The organism is Brevibacillus brevis, from assembly GCF_031583145.1.
GTDB classification, from domain to species: domain Bacteria; phylum Bacillota; class Bacilli; order Brevibacillales; family Brevibacillaceae; genus Brevibacillus; species Brevibacillus brevis_E.
Genome location: NZ_CP134050.1, coordinates 80,311 through 97,276, shown reverse-complemented (window position 1 = coordinate 97,276; position 16,966 = coordinate 80,311). Strand labels below are relative to the sequence as shown.

Annotated in this window: 18 protein-coding genes and 1 other RNA gene; 3 read left to right on the top strand and 16 right to left on the bottom strand. The window is 53.9% G+C overall.

What is annotated here, in order from left to right; translation table 11 throughout:
* Nucleotides 1-222: 222 nt before the first annotated feature.
* Nucleotides 223-753, top strand: coding sequence for a hypothetical protein (locus RGB73_RS00575; protein WP_310767778.1), 531 nt, complete (start codon nucleotides 223-225; stop codon nucleotides 751-753).
* 7 nt (nucleotides 754-760) lie between these two features.
* Here RGB73_RS00575 and RGB73_RS00570 read toward each other — a convergent pair whose 3' ends face one another.
* From RGB73_RS00570 to RGB73_RS00510, 13 genes are all read right to left on the bottom strand, one after another.
* On the bottom strand, nucleotides 761-1,027 hold the full coding sequence (locus tag RGB73_RS00570) for a pro-sigmaK processing inhibitor BofA family protein (RefSeq protein ID WP_310767776.1): 267 nt from the start codon (nucleotides 1,025-1,027) through the stop codon (nucleotides 761-763).
* An 11-nt stretch (nucleotides 1,028-1,038) separates the two neighbouring features.
* Nucleotides 1,039-1,269, bottom strand: coding sequence for a DUF2508 family protein (locus RGB73_RS00565; RefSeq protein WP_310767774.1), 231 nt, complete (start codon nucleotides 1,267-1,269; stop codon nucleotides 1,039-1,041).
* A 12-nt stretch (nucleotides 1,270-1,281) separates the two neighbouring features.
* Nucleotides 1,282-2,256: a CPBP family intramembrane glutamic endopeptidase gene (locus tag RGB73_RS00560; protein ID WP_310767772.1), complete on the bottom strand. Its 975-nt coding sequence runs from the start codon at nucleotides 2,254-2,256 to the stop codon at nucleotides 1,282-1,284.
* Nucleotides 2,257-2,320: 64 nt separating this feature from the next.
* Nucleotides 2,321-2,794, bottom strand: coding sequence for an SRPBCC family protein (locus RGB73_RS00555; RefSeq protein ID WP_310767770.1), 474 nt, complete (start codon nucleotides 2,792-2,794; stop codon nucleotides 2,321-2,323).
* A gap of 76 nt (nucleotides 2,795-2,870) precedes the next feature.
* On the bottom strand, nucleotides 2,871-3,467 hold the full coding sequence (gene recR, locus RGB73_RS00550) for a recombination mediator RecR (RefSeq protein WP_310767766.1): 597 nt from the start codon (nucleotides 3,465-3,467) through the stop codon (nucleotides 2,871-2,873).
* A gap of 25 nt (nucleotides 3,468-3,492) precedes the next feature.
* Nucleotides 3,493-3,804, bottom strand: a complete 312-nt coding sequence (locus RGB73_RS00545; RefSeq protein ID WP_310774033.1) for a YbaB/EbfC family nucleoid-associated protein — start codon at nucleotides 3,802-3,804, stop codon at nucleotides 3,493-3,495.
* Between the two features lie 40 nt (nucleotides 3,805-3,844).
* Complete coding sequence (gene dnaX, locus RGB73_RS00540) at nucleotides 3,845-5,548, bottom strand: DNA polymerase III subunit gamma/tau (RefSeq protein WP_310767762.1); 1,704 nt, start codon at nucleotides 5,546-5,548, stop codon at nucleotides 3,845-3,847.
* 129 nt (nucleotides 5,549-5,677) lie between these two features.
* On the bottom strand, nucleotides 5,678-7,108 hold the full coding sequence (locus RGB73_RS00535; protein WP_310767759.1) for a PAS domain-containing sensor histidine kinase: 1,431 nt from the start codon (nucleotides 7,106-7,108) through the stop codon (nucleotides 5,678-5,680).
* Nucleotides 7,109-7,390: 282 nt separating this feature from the next.
* An RNA gene (gene ffs, locus RGB73_RS00530) (signal recognition particle sRNA large type) lies at nucleotides 7,391-7,655 on the bottom strand.
* A gap of 70 nt (nucleotides 7,656-7,725) precedes the next feature.
* On the bottom strand, nucleotides 7,726-9,468 hold the full coding sequence (locus RGB73_RS00525; protein ID WP_310767756.1) for an HD domain-containing phosphohydrolase: 1,743 nt from the start codon (nucleotides 9,466-9,468) through the stop codon (nucleotides 7,726-7,728).
* A 140-nt stretch (nucleotides 9,469-9,608) separates the two neighbouring features.
* A complete protein-coding gene (locus RGB73_RS00520; RefSeq protein ID WP_310767754.1) occupies nucleotides 9,609-10,487 on the bottom strand; it encodes a DMT family transporter in 879 nt (292 codons plus the stop codon).
* An 83-nt stretch (nucleotides 10,488-10,570) separates the two neighbouring features.
* Complete coding sequence (locus tag RGB73_RS00515; RefSeq protein ID WP_310767752.1) at nucleotides 10,571-11,200, bottom strand: DedA family protein; 630 nt, start codon at nucleotides 11,198-11,200, stop codon at nucleotides 10,571-10,573.
* A 21-nt stretch (nucleotides 11,201-11,221) separates the two neighbouring features.
* Nucleotides 11,222-11,809, bottom strand: a complete 588-nt coding sequence (locus RGB73_RS00510; RefSeq protein ID WP_310767750.1) for a class I SAM-dependent methyltransferase — start codon at nucleotides 11,807-11,809, stop codon at nucleotides 11,222-11,224.
* 234 nt (nucleotides 11,810-12,043) lie between these two features.
* Here RGB73_RS00510 and RGB73_RS00505 point away from each other — a divergent pair, with 234 nt between their 5' ends.
* Nucleotides 12,044-12,352, top strand: a complete 309-nt coding sequence (locus RGB73_RS00505; protein ID WP_310767749.1) for a magnetosome magnetite crystal formation protein family — start codon at nucleotides 12,044-12,046, stop codon at nucleotides 12,350-12,352.
* 116 nt (nucleotides 12,353-12,468) lie between these two features.
* Here the strand turns inward: RGB73_RS00505 and RGB73_RS00500 are convergent, their stop codons facing one another.
* The 3 genes from RGB73_RS00500 to RGB73_RS00490 all read right to left on the bottom strand — a co-directional run bounded on the left by RGB73_RS00500 (nucleotide 12,469) and on the right by RGB73_RS00490 (nucleotide 15,150).
* A complete protein-coding gene (locus RGB73_RS00500; RefSeq protein ID WP_310767748.1) occupies nucleotides 12,469-13,104 on the bottom strand; it encodes an NAD(P)-dependent oxidoreductase in 636 nt (211 codons plus the stop codon).
* Nucleotides 13,105-13,404: 300 nt separating this feature from the next.
* A complete protein-coding gene (locus RGB73_RS00495) occupies nucleotides 13,405-13,698 on the bottom strand; it encodes an SAV0927 family protein (RefSeq protein ID WP_310767745.1) in 294 nt (97 codons plus the stop codon).
* Between the two features lie 93 nt (nucleotides 13,699-13,791).
* Complete coding sequence (locus RGB73_RS00490; protein WP_310767743.1) at nucleotides 13,792-15,150, bottom strand: APC family permease; 1,359 nt, start codon at nucleotides 15,148-15,150, stop codon at nucleotides 13,792-13,794.
* 461 nt (nucleotides 15,151-15,611) lie between these two features.
* Between RGB73_RS00490 and gabT the strand changes: the two genes are divergently transcribed.
* On the top strand, nucleotides 15,612-16,958 hold the full coding sequence (gene gabT / locus RGB73_RS00485; protein WP_310767741.1) for a 4-aminobutyrate--2-oxoglutarate transaminase: 1,347 nt from the start codon (nucleotides 15,612-15,614) through the stop codon (nucleotides 16,956-16,958).
* Nucleotides 16,959-16,966: the final 8 nt, after the last annotated feature.

Here is a 16,966-nt window from a genome sequence, read left to right as displayed (position 1 = left end):
TTATCGTTCCCATCCACCCCCGGCCCATCATTCGAAAACCTGGCTAGGCCGTTCTTTTTGGCGGAGACGCGGCGGCCCTTATACTGGACCGGAATTTTATCAATTCCGATCTGTACAAAAAAGCCGTTGGACTCGCCAACGGCTGGAATTTACCCCATCTGCATTTCTTCCGATAGTATAATAAGACCGAATGTACGCCTTGTCGGAAAAGGAAGGAAAGGTATGAAGCAACAGACTACTGCCCAAACGATTTACAGCTACAAATTGCTGCACCGCTTCCGCTGGGGCATCGTCGGCTCCTTGTCCCAGCTGCTGCTGATAGGCTTGTCCCTGATCGCGATCTCCATGCTCCTGAACGTTCCCGTAGATCGGCTGATCGTGACACTTGCGATCCTGCCGGCAGTCAGCATCAGTCACCTGATCGTGTTTCGCCTGTTTGCACAGCTTCGTGAGCTGAGGCCGCACACTACAGCGGACATGCTCGTCTCCCCGTGGTGGGGAGCCGGGTATAGACTCCCTGTACCCCTCTCCATTTACCGCACCGGAGAGAGCGTCGTGCTCGCAGGCAGCCTGTGCCTCGCAGCAGCAGCGTACGTATGGCTGCCTGTCGAATACGGTCTGACGCTCCTCAGCGGCTCGCTGGTTCTTTCTTTGCCTCGGCTGCTGGCCTTGCTCGTCTCCTTTCGACAATCCAAGAACTGCCGCGTCAAATACGAAAACAAGGGCGTCGCATTCTTGCTGACGGACGGGTAAACGCGGTTCACATCACCCACAGCTTGATCACGACAAGCGCGGCCAGCCCGGGCAAACGCAAGAATCCTGCAAGCAGGGCTGTCACCGGATTGATCGGAATGTGAAAGTGGGCGAGTTCTCCGACCAGATTGGCGAAAAAAAGCAGGATCGCCCCGACGACCAGCTGCATGATTCCAAAACCGATCCAACGCACGGGACCTGTCACCGACTTGCTTGCCGCAATAACGACCAGGATTCCCGCGATAACCAGAGCAATGATCCAACCTGTTTCCATGCGCTTCCCCCTTACGCTTGCTTCCGAACATGCTCCCGCTTTGCTTGCGAAAGCAGATAGGTGTAGCGTTTTTCCGTCAGCTGCAAATAGTAAATGGCATCGACCAGGCCGCCATCCGGTTCACTGATATCCACCAGATGGCGAGCATGCTGCCAATCCAGACGCGCCCGCGTGACCGCCGCATCGAGTCCGACTGCCCCCACGTCGATCAGTACCTTCGCCTTTTTCCCCCACCTGCTCACCTGTGTACCTCCTTACTGAAAGTAGTACAGCACGCCCGTCAAATTGTTGACGGCGTGAAGCAAGACCGCTCCCCAAATGGATTGATAGCGATGACGGACGCCTCCCAAGAGAAGGCCGATGACAAAGAGCGGTACAAACAAGGCCAAATCGATGTGCAGAAGAGCAAACCAGAGGCTGCTCAGCACAATACCCGCAATGGCCCCCAACCGGCGAACCAGATACGTCTGCACGACGCCTCTGAACAGCATCTCTTCTGCAATCGGGACCAGAATCCCAATCACCAGAAAGGACGAGACTGCCGCCAGCATATCCGTCTGCTTCGCCTGCACAATTTCTTTTTCAATCTGCTGCTCCCGCTCCGAGGAAAGGGACAGTCCCAGCCAATCTGCCAACGGGTGAGTGATTGCCGCGTCCATGACCTTGGCGATCAGGAAAAACAAAATCAGCAGGACGATGAGCATCTGCCAGATTCGGACGGGACGGCACAGTCCGATAGAAGGCAGCCGGCCCCGAAACCAGAACGGCAAAAGCAGCAGCAAAAACATCTGGAACGAAGCCGACTCGAACGTCCCGCCGATAGTCCCTTCCATAAAAAAGGTGTCGCCCAACACCAACCCGTACAGCACGAGGGTGCCCGTCTGAAATACGTGCAGCCACGCCACGATATGCAGCACGTCGTTGCCCGTCAGGTCGCCCGGTCCCCAATACCACTGGATTTGTCTGCGCTGCCTCCACAAGCTGATGCCATATCCAATCGTCCCTGCAAAGCTGAAAACGGTGATGGCCAGCACCGTCAGCGACAGCCACAGCTGCGGCTGGTCGGTTGTCGTTGCGACCCATCTGCCGTCACTCCCCCGATAAAAACGAATGACGGAAAACTCGGCGGCAAACATCAGCCAGTACCCTATAAACAGCATGATCGCCCACGGCGTGGATCGTTGTCTCTCCGGCTCCACCCGCAGCGACAGCCCCGGTCCAGTCAGCATCTCTTCACGCTCCTAATACACTGTATGTCTCGTCCCACAAAAAAAGTCCGTTTTCCTGCGCCCACTACTCCTGCAACCGGCGGAACTGTTCCTCGGCCACGCGCTTCAAGTACAGATTCCGCTCGATCAAAAAACGCGCCATGTACGTTTCAAGGAAGAGCCAGTCAGCGATCTTCCCCAGTACCCCCAGCGGCGATTCGTAATCAAATGTGTCGATCATGCGGGTTTGATTGTCTCCGAGTGGAAAGAATTGATGCTCATGGCGAAACCGTTTGAATGCTCCGGAAACCATTTCGTCGACGAAATAAGACGGCTCTTCCATTTCCGTGATGACGGCAGTCAGCCTTTGCTTGATTCCGAAATGGACAGCCTCCCAGGTCACGGACTCCCCCCGCTCGATCAAGCCGCCCGTCACCCCTGCAATCGCCTTTTCCTTTGTTTTCGAAGTAGATTCCATATGCAAATCGATGCTTCTCGCCGCGTCGAAGCAAATGTGCCGGGGTGCGGCAATCACCAATTCCGAACGAATGACAGGCATGTCCTTCCCTCCTACGCACTGATGGGATCACCCCAAAATGAAAAAAAGACAGGGAACCCCCGTCTTTTTCCTGTCGCTATAATTCGCGCCGGCCCTCCAAGGCTTTGGTCAGCGTCACTTCGTCCGCGTATTCCAAATCACCGCCTACCGGCAGACCATGGGCAATCCGCGTCACGCGAATCCCGAAAGGCTTGATCAGGCGGGAAATGTACATCGCTGTCGCTTCCCCTTCGATATTGGGATTCGTCGCCAGGATGACCTCTTTTACCTGCTCGTCACTGAGCCGCTTCAGCAAGTCCGGGATGCGAATATCCTCGGGCCCGATCCCGTCCATCGGCGAAATGGCGCCGTGCAGCACGTGGTAGTAGCCTTCGAACTCCCTCGTCTTTTCCATCGCCACGACATCCTTGGGCTCCTGCACGACGCAGATGACCGAGCCGTCGCGCCGCTTGTCCCTGCAGATGTGGCAAGGGTCCAGATCCGTGATGTTGTTGCAGATGGAACAGTAGTGCAGCTGGCGTTTGGCATTGACCAGCGCCTTGGCCAAATCCAGCACATCGTCCTCTTTCATGTTGAGGACAAAAAAGGCAAGCCGCCCGGCGGTTTTCGGTCCAATGCCGGGCAGTTTCATAAATCCTTCGATCAGCTTGGTTACCGGTTCCGGATAGAACATCTCGTTTGCTCCTTCAACTGTTTGTCTAGAACAAGCCCGGGATGTTCATTCCTCCGGTGAATTTGCTCATGTCCTTCGCCATCAGCTCGTCGGCTTTGCGCAGCGCGTCGTTCACCGCTGTCAGTACGAGGTCCTGCAGCATTTCCACGTCATCCGGATCAATGACTTCCGGCTTGATCACGATTTCTTTCACTTGCTTGTGGCCGTCTGCCTTGACCAGCACAGCGCCGCCGCCAGCGGTTCCCTCCACGACTTTGTCTTTCAGCGCTTCTTGCGCTTTCGCCATTTCTTCCTGCATTTTTTTCACTTGCTTCATCATCTGCTGCATTTGCTGCATGTTTTTCATACGAGGATTCCTCCCTACGGTCTTTTTTCGATCAATCTTTTACTTCGACAAGTGATTCGCCCACGAGCTTGATGGCCTCTGCCAGAAACGGATCCTGCTCTTCTTCGGCTGCGGCATCCTTTGGTCCCGAATGCTGTTCGACCGACTGCCACTCCTCTTCCATGACAGAGAGCAGATGCAACGGCCTGCCGAGCACGTTTTGCATGACCCGTTCCACTACGCTTTTCAATTCAGGCTCCATGGTTTTATCGCAGTGGATGGGGCTGGTAAATGTAACGACCACCGCATCACTGCCCGCAGCAACAGGCTGACCGTTGACCAGCCAAGCCTGGTACTGGATTTTCACCTTTTTCAGATCGGTCAAAATTTGGCTCCATTGTCCGCGCACCTGACGAGTCAGATTTTCGTCCATGGATTTGGCCACTTCCCGGACCTTGTTCATCGGAGTACGGGACCCGCCTCCCGCCGCAGCGACTCGCTTCGGCTCCGCCTTCCGCGGCTCCTCCGCTTTTTGCGCCGGAATGCTTACTTGCCCCTGCATGACCTGCATGAGACGTTCTTCCAGGACACGGATGCGATTGGCCATGCCGGCCAGGTCCTCCTCGCCGGATTGCGGCGCTACCGCGACAGCCGCCGCTCCTGCCTGCTGGGCCACGGGCTGGCACAATTTGACCAGCGTCAGCTCCACAAGCACTCTGGCGTACGTCGACCACTTCAACTGGGCCAGCGCCTGGTTGCACGTCTCGATCGCGGCGTACAGCTCAGGAAACCCGTACAGCTCCGCCACGCTTGCGAACTGATCGTCGATCATCGTCCGCTCCACGATTTCCTCCAGCCCGGGAGCCGTCTTCAAGAGCAGCATATCCCGGTAGTAATAAAGAAAGTCATGCAGGAACTGCTCGGGATCCTTTCCCTGGACCATGACCTGATCGAACTGCTCCATCACCTTTGCCACATCGCGCTCGGCAATATGGCGTGCCAGTAGGGAAAAGTACGTCTGCGACACCGTACCGGTAATTTGCATGATATCGCTCGCCCGCACCTCATCCCGACTGTAGCTGATCGCCTGATCCAGGAGGCTGAGGGCGTCGCGCGCTCCGCCTTCCGCCATCTTCGCTACCAGCTGAAGCGCCTGTTCCTCCACTCGGACCCCTTGCGACTGGCAGATTCGCTGAAGCAAATCGACCATGACTTTCAGGGGAATCCGATGGAAGTCGAAACGCTGGCAGCGCGAAATGATAGTCGCCGGCAGCTTGTGCGGCTCCGTCGTCGCCAAAATGAAAATGACGTGGGATGGCGGTTCCTCCAGCGTTTTCAGAAGCGCATTAAACGCCTCCGTCGTCAGCATATGCACCTCGTCAATGATGTACACCTTGTACTTGACGTCGCTGGGGGCGAATTTGACTTTATCGCGAATGTCGCGGATTTCTTCAACCCCGCGGTTGGAAGCAGCGTCGATCTCCAGCACGTCGGTGACCGAACCGCTCATGATCGCCCGACATGTGCCGCACTCGTTGCACGGCTCGCCGTCGATCGGCTGTTCGCAGTTTACGGCTTTGGACATGATTTTCGCCGCACTCGTCTTGCCCGTACCGCGGGGACCATTGAACAAATAAGCATGGGAAAGCCTTCCTTCGCGCAAGGCATTACGCAAGGTAATCGTCACATGTTCTTGTCCGACGACATCCTGAAACGTCTGCGGTCGGTATACGCGATACAGCGCGGTATAAGCCATGTTCGTGTGACACTCCCCATCTGCACAGTCCTCTTCTATATCCTGTTTATTATACACTATTGGCCTGGTTCCTTCAAAGAAAACGCCCCGGCCACTTGGAGGTGCGGGACGCTTGGAAGCCATGTTTTCTTACAAATAGGGGAGCATGATGTGGAAGGTGGTGCCGTACCCTTTCGATGAGACGCGGATTTGTCCCCCGATATCGTGGATGATCTTTTGACAAACCGACAGCCCAAGGCCGGTCCCTTCTTCTTTCGTGGTAAAAAACGGGTCGAAAATTTTATCGATAATGTACAGCGGAATGCCCGGACCGGAATCGTGGATGTCGATGCTCACCTTGTCGCCATCCTGATCGATGTGGTGGGAGATGTGGAGCGTACCCTGCTCTCCCATGGCTTCGATACCGTTTTTACAGATGTTGATAAAGACCTGCTTCAGCAATTCCGTATCGCCCACCACCATCGGGAGCTTGCCATTGGACGCAAACTTCACGTCGATCCCGTACAAAATCGCCTGGGATTCAACAATCGGCAAGATTTCCGAAAAGACCGTGTTCAGATCGACCATGGAATACTGAATGTTGCGCGGTTTGCTCAACAGGAGGAACTCGCTTACCAGCGAATTGATCCGGTTGATTTCCGTCAGCATGATTTCCGTGTACGTCTTTTCCCGATCCATTCCGCTATCGCTGAACGATTTCAGAAACATTTGCAAAAATCCTTTGATGGACGTGAGCGGATTGCGAATCTCATGAGCCGTGCCGGCGGCGATCTGCCCGATCATGGCCAGTCGCTCGTTCCGCTCGATTTTTTGTTCGAAGGAGCGCAGATTGGTGATATCCTTGAAAAGGACGAAAGCACCTACTGTTTTGCCCGTATCGTCATGCAGCGTGTTGGCATCCACGATCAGTTCGTAACGCTGGTTGTCGTTGGTCCACGACATGGCGATATTGTGCAATTTCACGCCCTCCAGCAGCTCTTTTTTGATGAGCCGATGCTGTTCGGGAATGCCGGCGAACACTTGGTCGACATGCTTGTTGATGACGTTCAGCCGCTCCATACCGAGCAGTTTGCATGCAGTGTGGCTCGCCTCGACAATATTCGCCTGTTCATCCATGACGAACAATCCCAGACTGGAATCCTGCGTCAGCTTTGCCAATAAGCGCTGTGGCAAAGTGAAATCCGTCTCCTTCGCCAGCTGATACAAGTGAATCAGATACAAGGGCTGCTGTGCTTGCTGGACCATTATCATCGCAGGGGTCTTGCCGCATACCCCCTGTTTGCTTCGCCATTCTACCTCTACGTTGCTATCCGATTCCGCTTCCTTTTGGATGTACTCCGCGAGCATCTGATCCACAGAGCCGTCAAAAGGAAGGATGGTCTGAAACGGTTGATTGACAAGTTGATCACGAGAAAATCCGGTGACTCGAAGCAGTTGTTCGTTTACCTCTACGATACTCCCTGCCTGATTCACTACGAACACGGCAGTCGGCAGTTGATGTATGAACTGCTGCAATCGTCCGGACGAGCCGACGAGATGTAACGAAAAGGATGCACTCACAGCTTGTCCCCCCTGACCTATGACGTACTTCAATGAGCAGGAAAGCGGTAGATATGTTTCTCCTGTATTTCTCCTGTAATGAAAGTTCGTGAAAAGCGGCTCAAAACCTGCCCTGCAAGGCCATAACGCGGGTGGAAATGTTTCGCTACTTATCGTCAAAAAACAACAAAAAATACATGGGCCGATTGGAAATGTTGGCTGTATCCAGCTTTTTAAGCCGCCCATGCAAAAACAGCATGCCTCCCTGTCGGGAAACATGCTGCTTGTCTGTCCTATAAGGTACCGTGCACCTATCTTCGATAATCCTCATCCGAGCGTTACTTAGGGCAGCAGCTCAGACCAGGCTACCCTGCGGCACACGCGATGATCCACTTATGGCTGCTTCCTTCCGGACCTGACCAGGTTCATGGGTTCGCGTTGCACAGGACCCGATCCTCAACACCGCCGCCATAAGGCAGCCTCACATGAGGAAACCTATGATAGGAATTCAACCCTGCTATTGCGGATTGCAGGTTACAGGGCACCGCAACCTCCCCGTCTAGCACGGTATGATTAGAATACCAGAGATATGAATCGATCGCAAGGCGAAAAGCCATCCATTAGAGGGAAACGTCCCCTCATCCCCCATGCCGGGCCATCGCACCCTCGGTCTGCTGCTGCTTCCCTCCCCCGTAAGACAGCGGCCGCTCATGCCATGCGCCGCTTCTATACGCCTTTTGAAACACGGCGACAATACGCGGATCGAACTGCGTCTGTGAACACCGCACGATCTCGGCGTAGGCTTCCTGGAACCCCATTGCGTGGCGATAGGAACGAGTGGTGGTCATCGCGTCAAACGTATCGGCCACGGCAATGATTCGTCCCATCAAAGGGATCTCCTCCCCTTTCAGCTGGTCCGGGTACCCTCGACCATCCCAGCGTTCGTGATGATGTCGGACTCCCGGGCTTACGTGTGCCAGGCTCTTGATTTGCTCCACGATGTCTGCTCCGATGGTGGAATGCCGCATCATCTGGCCGTACTCCTCATCGGTCAGTTTTCCCGCCTTTAAAAGCACACGATCGGGAATCGCAACCTTCCCGATGTCGTGCATGAGGGTAGCATAGCGCAAGTCGTCCCGGGAAAATTGCTTGCGATCCTCCTCGTCCAGATGATCGTACAAGATGAGCGCATAGTTGGTGACGCGCTCCGTATGTCCCGCCGTATACGGATCTTTCATTTCCACCGCCAGGTAAAAGCTCCGCACAATTTGATCAAGACTCTCCCGCATGTACTTCCTCTCCCGGCAGAGCAAGCACTGAATCTGTTCCGCCATCTGGTTGAATTTCTTTTCCAGCAGCGTGATTTCTTCCATCCCTTCGATCGGGACCCGAATCGAAAAATCGCCTTGCAGCAAGGAATCTGTCGCGCGGACCATCGTGTAGATGGGCTGTCCAATCCAGTTCGACAGCCGATGCGAGACATAAGCGGAAAAAACTACGACGAGAAATATTGTCACGAGCAGAATCAGCTTTAGCCGGTCCAGCCGCGCATTCATCCCTTCTCCGGGAATCCACTCGATGTAATGATTGCTGTTCGTCGGCGATACAAGGTGAAAAGCGTAAAAGGTCTCTCCGTTTTGGCGAAAGGACAGCACCCTATTTTCTTTTTCTGTGGCGGACCGAATCGCTTGGCTGATGATTTCGTAATCCGGGAGGGCATGCAGGTACCGGCCGATCATGTCGATGTTGGTATCGAGCATGATTCTCCCAGTGGGTGAGACCATCATCATCCCGCTGTTCTCCGCCATAAAATTCGTCCGAATCCAGCTGGAGAGCTGACCCAGCTTGATTTCCACCAGCAGGAGATCCCCACTCTTGCCTTCTCTGTCTTTCACCTTCTGCGCCACGTAGACGGAACGGCGAGTGCCCCGTTCATCCTCTCTTCCGAGGAGCCAGACTCGGTTCTGTTCGATCGAAAACGTCTCCCTGTAAAATGTGATCGGACGATCCGCCGCATCCCAGCCTTCCTCCGGATATAAGGAGGCAATGCTGCGGTTATCTCTGAGCAAATGAACGTTGCCGACCATACTATTCATGTGAGCGAATTGAAGAAACAAAATCCGAAGTGAATCGATATTTTGTTCATGCTCAAGCAAGAGCGGGTTTTGCGCCAACGCATCGACATCCTCCTGAATCCCTCGGATGAACAAGGACAGTCGCGCGTCGGCAAGCTTCAAGTGGCTTTCACTGCTGATCTGGTACTGCTCGAATACCGCCTTCTGAGCTTCCTCATAAAAAAGAAAGCAGATAAAGAGAATCGGGAAAAGGCAGAGCAACAAAAAAGTTGCGAATAGTCGGTCTTTTGCCCTCGGAAAATACATCGGCCTCCCCTTTCCTTCTGCGCTTCATGGCTAGTCATTTCCTTATTTCCCACGTGGAGCCAGAAGGTAAACATGGACAGACAAGGTTTTCCCGGGATAGACAGGAAATAGGCCGCGTATTATCCAAGCAAAAAGACAAATCAGGAACCGTGATCGCTGATCTCTGCGATGTAAATCCCCGCCAGCATGAGAAAAACACCAGTGAGAATGATCGGCGTGACCAGCTCGCCCCAGAGCAGCCAGGAAAACAGGAAGGCAAAAACGGCTTCCAGCGACAGCAAAATGCTGACGTGCACCGGCGGCGAAAACTGCTGCGCCTTGATTTGAACGACATAGGCAAGCAATGTACCAAGCAGGCAATCAAACCAGTAGGCGAACCATCCATACGGGCTAAGCGGTTGTGGAAATGGCTCCGTACATACCGCCAGAGCTGTATCGACCACGCCAACCACGAGCAATTGAATCATGACGAAGCTGAGCGGATCGATGTCCGCCTTTTTTTCATAGAAGCTGTCGACCATCAAGATGTGCGCGGCAAAGAAAATGGCACACAAGAACACTAGCAGGTCACCTGTGGAAAGCCCCGTCCACTCTCCCTCCCCCGACAGACAGACGAGTCCTGCAAATGCGAGAATGCTACCGATGACCGCCCCTTTTCCCACCGTTTTGCGCAGCCACAGGTAGGAAAGAAACGGCACCAAAATGACATTGGTCCCCGTGATCACACCCGCTTTCCCCGGCGTCGTCCGATCAATTCCCAGAAGCTGCAAGGTAAAAGCCGCACACAAGACGACGCCGCACAAGATACCTTGCCGCCACACTTCCTTGCCAGCCGTTCTCAGCCGCCTCCAGACAAACGGGAGCAGAATGAGCCCGGCGATGAGAAACCTCGTCCCCAAAAAGGTAAAGGGAGCGAGCTCTCTAAGCAGGTCTTTGCTCAAAATAAACGTATACCCCCAGGCCAGTGCAATGACAAACAAGGAAAGGTCGGCCCAGAGCAATTGCTTTTTGGTTGCCACGATTGTTTCTCTCTCCCCTCACTCCCGTCTATTATAAAGGGGCGAGTACAAAAAAACTTCCGCAAAAACGGAAGTTTCCCATCCTATTCCTTGGAGACCGCGACGCCTGATTTGCGCTTTTTCCATCCTCTGTATCCGTACACCGCTGCCACTCCGATGAGGGCTACTGCTACGATGCCCGCCGCCATTCCTGTCGTCACTGTGCCCAAATGCACGTCCAGATAGGCGATATTGTTGCCGGTGATATGTCCGATCACAAACAGAATCAGGGTCCAAACCAGTCCGGTTGTGTACGAGAACAAGGCGTAACGGCGAAACGTCATCTTGCCGATCCCCACCAAATAAGGGACCACGTGCCGAACGACCGGCAAAAAATAGCTGATGCACAGCGCGTAGCTCCCATACCGCTCCAGGAGCGCCTGGGCCCGCGCCACATACTTGTTCATCCCTTTTTTCCGTCCGATCCAGTTCAGCGCCGGTGCCCCTACTGTCCTGCCCAGCACATACCCGAGCGACAGCCCGGAGACGACTCCCAGATACGTCGCTATAAACGCGGGTACGACCTGGAGTACCCCTGTAGCGGTCAGCACGCCAGCCGACAAAACAATCACTTCGTCGGGAATCGGCATCCCGACGATTCCGAGCCATAGCATGAAAAAGAGGGCCAAGTAGCCAAACTGGCCTACTGAATCGGTCAGCATATCCACTACCATTTATGCGTATCCTCCTGTTTCTTATCCAATCTCTTTTCGGCACACGTACACAAAGGCTGGCGGCAGGTTGAAAGGAACCAGGCGCACGGAGACATCCGAAAAGACGGATTGCAGCTGTTTTTTCATTTGCAGCGAGTACTGAAACGCCACGAAGACTCCGCCCGGCTTCAGCGCCGCATACACCTGCTCCATGATTTCGTCACGGAGCTTCTGTGGGAAGTTGGCGAAAGGGAGCCCGGAAATGATCCCGTCTGCCTTACCCAGACCGGCTTCGCGCAAGACGCTTATCAATTCCACGGCGTCCTCGTGGAAAAGAACGTCCGGAAAAAGCTGTTCCAGCCTGTTTCTCATGCTGTTCTCTTTTTCAAAGGAGAGAAATGTCGTGTCCGGCCTTTTCAGCTCATGAATCCATTTGGTAAAAATGCCGGTTCCCGCCCCCAATTCCACAATCGTATGGGCATTCTCCCACTCGATCGGCTTCATCATTTGCTTCGCGAGCGCATGCGAGCTAGGGGTAATGCTCCCTACCTGTCCGGGAGCCTGCAAAAAATTATAGAAGAACATCAGCCGTTCCTTGATGCTGACCGGTTGATGGCAATTGATCATCATCTCATCCTCGCCCCATTTCTCTGTTTATCTGTCATCATAACCATTTCACCTTTAGATTTCCTTGTAAAAAATCAAAAGAATTTCTTAAGATTTACAGTAAACGATCGGAAAGGAGTTTTCCTCCGTCTGCAGGCGGAGCGGGAAATCACGCTTTTGATGGTTTTTGTCAGTTTTCCCCCTCATGTACAATAAGGACATAACTAGTTCGTCATATACGCCAAGGAGGACTTTTACATGAATTATAACGGAGTCAAAGCGATTACCCATGCGAGCGCCTTTTTCGCCCCTTTTCTGGTGCCATTGGTAGTTTGGCTGCTCATGTCTGATCGCGATGCGAAAAATATGGCTCTGCAAGCTCTTCTGTTCCACGTCATTATGGGTGTTCTGATCAGCATATCCTGGGCCCTGTCGTTCATTTTGGTAGGGATCCCTTTCCTGATCGTCTTCGGTTTGATGGGAATCTACTATCCGATCAAAGGGATCATTTACTCGCTGAACGGAAGACCGTTCCATTACCCGGTGATCGGATCCCTTGTACGCTAATCCGGCTTGCGTTTTCGTCAGCGGACAGAGCCTTTCCAAACATGCAAAAAGACCAGCTCCTGATCATGGAGACTGGTCTTTTTTCTGTCCGGTCGGTGTTTTTTTGCAGCGTCGGGTTATTTCGATCCGACAGTGAACCGTTCATTGATGTGCTTTGGATCCTCGATTTCGTCCAGCACGGCAATCGCGTAGTCGGCGTAGCTGATGTAGCTTTGCCCGCTCGCGTTTACCAGCAGGTGGTCTTTTCCTGACACGTACGAGCCGGTGCGTGGACCTTCCGCATCAAAGAAAGCGGACGGGCTGAGGAACGTCCACGAAATGTTGTCGGTTCCTTGCAAAATGCGAAGATTTTCTCCCTGGTTTTTTGCCGTAGCCAAAAACATCTCCGGGAAATCTGGCGTTTCCAGAACGCGTGTCGTTTTTGCCTCGTCGACGAACAGGCTGCCTGCCCCGCCGACTACGAACAGTCGGGTGTCGGGAGCTCCTTTCAGCGCTTCAATCAGCACATTTCCTGCCTCTACGTGCAGATGCTCCTGGCCGAACGGGGCGCCAAACGCATTGACGACCACATCGAACCCTTTCAGATCGTCTGATTTCAATGCAAATACGTCCTTTTCCAGCACAGCGACGTTTGGTTCGGTCATTTTGGACGCGTCACGCACGATCGCTGTCACTTCATGTCCGCGGTCCAGCGCTTCCTTCATAATCTGTTTTCCTGCTTTTCCGCTTGCTCCAACAATGGCGATTTTCATGAGTGATTCCCTCCATGGATAATAGAATAGATCAGTTTGGGCGATTCTATAACGTCAGATTTCGTTGTAACCAAATCAGTTACAATTCCTCCAAAAAACAAGGAGCTCCCGATGCCTCCTGTTGTAATCATTTTAGTTACAACAACTTCGGTTTGTCAAGCTGGATTTCCCTCCCCCTTTCCTGCAAGGGGAAAACCCGCAGATCGGCGTCCCTCCCTCTTCCGTCTCTGCGGGCTATCTTGCTGTTTTATTTCTTCTTGCGGATTTCCCTGCCAAGCGGTGATGCTGCAGGCCCTTCGGTTAATCCAGGTCGTGATTGTTGAACAAGGAAGTGAGCGTCCTTTTCAAAAAACTGGAGACGACGTCCACATCTTCCGCACGCACACCCAGCCTCTCGACCCAGCCGTGGTCGTAGCCAATGTCATCGGAGGAAATGAGGATGGACTGCATGTTTTGCAGGGAAACCACAAAGCTTTTGCCGTCAAAATGCTGGGAGTAGAACAGTCCCAGGTCATAGCGCGTATGTTCTGTGGCAAACGCGACGTAGCGGGACAGGATGTTTTCCGATTGATCGTACAGGTAGTCAAATGCCATGACACTCACCTCTTGAAATGGTATGGGACATCCAGGATGGTTGAAGGAATATTGCAAAAATGATACCAGCTGCGGTCTATTCGCGTGCGAATGTCAAATCGCATCCTCGTACTCGATCACTGGCGGCCGTTTGCGGAAGCCTTTGGTCGTGACGAGCAAATACCCGATCCCGACGAGTGTCCAGACGATGCCGAGCGTCAGCGCCTGACTGTCGAGATTGAACCACAGAAAAGCGACGAAGCTGGCCCCAATCAACGGGGAGATGACATACGAGAGCGTGTCCTTCAGAGAACGCTGCTTCTTTCGAATGTAATAGTGTGCGAAGACCGACACGTTGACGGCGGTAAAGGCGGTCAGTGCGCCGAAATTGATGAAGGCGAGCGCCGTTTCCAGGTCGAGGAACAACGCGGACAGGGAAATCGCCCCGATGAAAAGAACATTGCCTACGGGAATGCCTCTGGTCGGATGCAGCCGCCCAAACAGCTTTTGCGGCAGAACATTTTCCCTTCCCATGGCGAACAGCAGGCGGGAAGCGCTCGTGTGCGACGCGACTCCGGATGCGAGAGCTGCGGTGATGCTTCCGGCGACGAACACCGTGTGGAACAGGTCACCGCCCAGGATCATCGACATTTCCGGTGAAGGCGAATCGGAATTTTGGAAGCGGGTGATGTCGGGAAAAGCCAGCTGGGTGAAATAGGAAGCGGTGATGAAGATGACGCCCCCGATCAGAGCGACCAGAAAAATGCCCCGCGGAATGGTTTTCATCGGGTCGATCGCTTCTTCTGTATAGGTCGTGACCGCGTCAAATCCGAGAAAGGAAAAACAGAGAATCGCGGCCCCGGACAGAAGCGTCGGGAACGATATTCCTTCCCCGTAAAACGGAGTGATGGGAAACGGGTTGGCGGTTGTGGCGGCTCCCGACAGATGCTGGATAGCCAAACAAGTGAAAATACCGACGACCAGCACCTGGAAGACGACGAGCCACGTGTTGAAGTTGGCGGTCGATCCGATCCCGCGGAGATTGACGGCAGTCGTCACGGCCGCGAGCAGAATGCCGAGAAGCCAGTCCGGAACGGAGGGAAACATGGCTGCCAAGTAGATTTTTCCGAGCAGCACATTGATGATCGGCAGGAATACATAGTCGAGGAGGGACACCCAGCCGACCAAAAAACCGAGATGCGGATTAATCGTCTGGCGGGCGTAGGAGTACGCAGACCCGGCGACAGGGAAGACTTTGACCATTTTTCCGTAGCTGGAGGCAGTGAACAGCATGGCTGCCAGCGCGAGAATGTAGGCGGTGGGAACATGCCCGCTCGTTTCCTGAGTGACGATTCCGTACGTATCGAAAACAGTGAGAGGGGTTAAATATCCCAAACCCAGAACGATGACCTGCCACAGCTTCAAGCTTCTTTTCAATGTAGGAAAATGTTCTTGTTCCACGTTTTTGTGCATGACCAATCCCCTTTTATGTCAGAATTTACCTCGGTATGTTGTAAGCGCTTAAAATTTACTGCTATAAAAAGTTGGTATCAATTCAGACTCCTCTTCACAGTGATAATCGGTCCATCCCCCCGGCTGCGCGGCTGTATGTCGCTTGCGGTCTACCCCTTTGTCTCATGGTTCACAGCCTCCCTTGTTTGAAAATGCCGTCTGTTGTTGCAAGGTCATCTGATTGCAAGGGATGTGCCAACCTGATGAAGTGCCCTCGGATCAAGCCCGTCCGTTTGGGCACAGGCTATTGCGTGCCGTATTATTATTCAAAAAATCATAGACTATCCAAAAATGAATAGCGGCGTCCGGGTCACCGTGGGTCGTGCGATTACGCAGAAGCGAGTCCGTACCACATCCGGCCTTGGCATGTTTCTTGCAAAATTTTGGCGGCGGAAAGAGAGAAAGTGGGAGGAGAGATTTCGATGAGCAGCACGACAAGAAGCTATGTCAACATCCAGACGCCGATCCCCGGGCCGAATGCGCAGGCCTTGCTGGCGAAAAAGGAAGAGCACGTTCCCCGCGGTCCGTTCACGACCGTATCCAGTTTTGCCGCCAAAGGAGAAGGCGCCCTGCTGACCGATGTCGACGGCAACACGTTCATTGACTTTGCCGGCGCGATCGGTACTCTGAATGCGGGCCACTGTCCGCCTAAAGTAGTGGAAGCGCTCAAGGAACAGTTGGACAAGTACATTCACCCTTGCTTCCACGTCATGATGTACGAGCCTTACGTAGCGCTTGCGGAAAAGCTGAACCAGATCACTCCCGGGAATCATCCGAAAAAGACGTTTTTCTTGAACAGCGGTGCTGAAGCGGTGGAAAACGCGATCAAAATCGCCCGCAAATACACGGGACGCAAGGCGGTCATTTCCTTTGAACGGGGCTTCCACGGCCGCACCCTCCTGGGGATGTCGCTGACCAGCAAGGTGAAGCCTTACAAATACGGCTTCGGCCCGTTCGCTCCGGATGTGTACAAAATGCAGTATCCGTACTATTACCGAGCCCCGCACGGCATGTCGTCCGAGGAGCTGGACCGGGAGATATTGAAAAAGCTGGAGGAATTTTTCCTCGTGGAAGTGGCGGCGGAAGAAGTGGCCGCGATCATCATGGAGCCGGTGCAGGGCGAGGGCGGCTTCGTCATCCCGTCCAAGACCTTCGTGCAGGGCGTGAAGGCGATCTGCGAAAAACACGGCATCCTGTTCATCGCCGACGAGATCCAGACCGGCTTTGGCCGCACAGGCAAAATGTTTGCCATGGAGCATTTCGGCGTCGTGCCTGATCTGATGACCATGTCCAAGTCAATTGCGGCCGGCCTTCCGATCAGCGCCGTAACCGGGCGCGCGGAGATAATGGACGCGCCGGAGCCCGGCCAGATCGGCGGAACGTATGGCGGCAGCCCGCTCGGCTGCGTAGCGGCTCTGAAAGTCATCGAAATGATGGAAGAGGAAAACCTTCCGGAACGGGCCAACCTGATTGGCGCGACTGTCGTCTCCCGCTTCCGGGCCATGCAGGAAAAGCACGCGGCGATTGGCGATGTACGTGCCCTGGGGGCGATGGTTGCCGTGGAGCTGGTGAAGGATCGATCCACCAAGGCACCCGCTGATGAACTGACCGCCAAAATCGTGGCGGCCTGCAACCAGCGTGGCGTCGTGACGCTCAGCGCAGGCATTTTCAAAAACGTTATCCGCATCCTCTGCCCCCTGGTGATCACGAACGAGCAGCTGGCCGAGGCGCTGGACATCATCGAAGAAGTTTTTGTCGACCTGGCATAACTCCGGCC

Coding starts and splice junctions, on each gene's coding strand:
- RGB73_RS00545 (WP_310774033.1), bottom strand. CDS start 3,804: ATGCAGCAAATGCAGCAGATGATGAAGCAAGTGAAAAAAATGCAGGAA.
- RGB73_RS00515 (WP_310767752.1), bottom strand. CDS start 11,200: ATGGTAGTGGATATGCTGACCGATTCAGTAGGCCAGTTTGGCTACTTG.
- RGB73_RS00570 (WP_310767776.1), bottom strand. CDS start 1,027: ATGGAAACAGGTTGGATCATTGCTCTGGTTATCGCGGGAATCCTGGTC.
- RGB73_RS00525 (WP_310767756.1), bottom strand. CDS start 9,468: ATGTATTTTCCGAGGGCAAAAGACCGACTATTCGCAACTTTTTTGTTG.
- gabT (WP_310767741.1), top strand. CDS start 15,612: ATGAGCAGCACGACAAGAAGCTATGTCAACATCCAGACGCCGATCCCC.
- RGB73_RS00505 (WP_310767749.1), top strand. CDS start 12,044: ATGAATTATAACGGAGTCAAAGCGATTACCCATGCGAGCGCCTTTTTC.
- RGB73_RS00560 (WP_310767772.1), bottom strand. CDS start 2,256: ATGCTGACTGGACCGGGGCTGTCGCTGCGGGTGGAGCCGGAGAGACAA.
- RGB73_RS00490 (WP_310767743.1), bottom strand. CDS start 15,150: ATGCACAAAAACGTGGAACAAGAACATTTTCCTACATTGAAAAGAAGC.
- RGB73_RS00510 (WP_310767750.1), bottom strand. CDS start 11,809: ATGATGATCAATTGCCATCAACCGGTCAGCATCAAGGAACGGCTGATG.
- RGB73_RS00555 (WP_310767770.1), bottom strand. CDS start 2,794: ATGCCTGTCATTCGTTCGGAATTGGTGATTGCCGCACCCCGGCACATT.
- RGB73_RS00575 (WP_310767778.1), top strand. CDS start 223: ATGAAGCAACAGACTACTGCCCAAACGATTTACAGCTACAAATTGCTG.
- recR (WP_310767766.1), bottom strand. CDS start 3,467: ATGTTCTATCCGGAACCGGTAACCAAGCTGATCGAAGGATTTATGAAA.
- RGB73_RS00495 (WP_310767745.1), bottom strand. CDS start 13,698: ATGGCATTTGACTACCTGTACGATCAATCGGAAAACATCCTGTCCCGC.
- RGB73_RS00500 (WP_310767748.1), bottom strand. CDS start 13,104: ATGAAAATCGCCATTGTTGGAGCAAGCGGAAAAGCAGGAAAACAGATT.
- dnaX (WP_310767762.1), bottom strand. CDS start 5,548: ATGGCTTATACCGCGCTGTATCGCGTATACCGACCGCAGACGTTTCAG.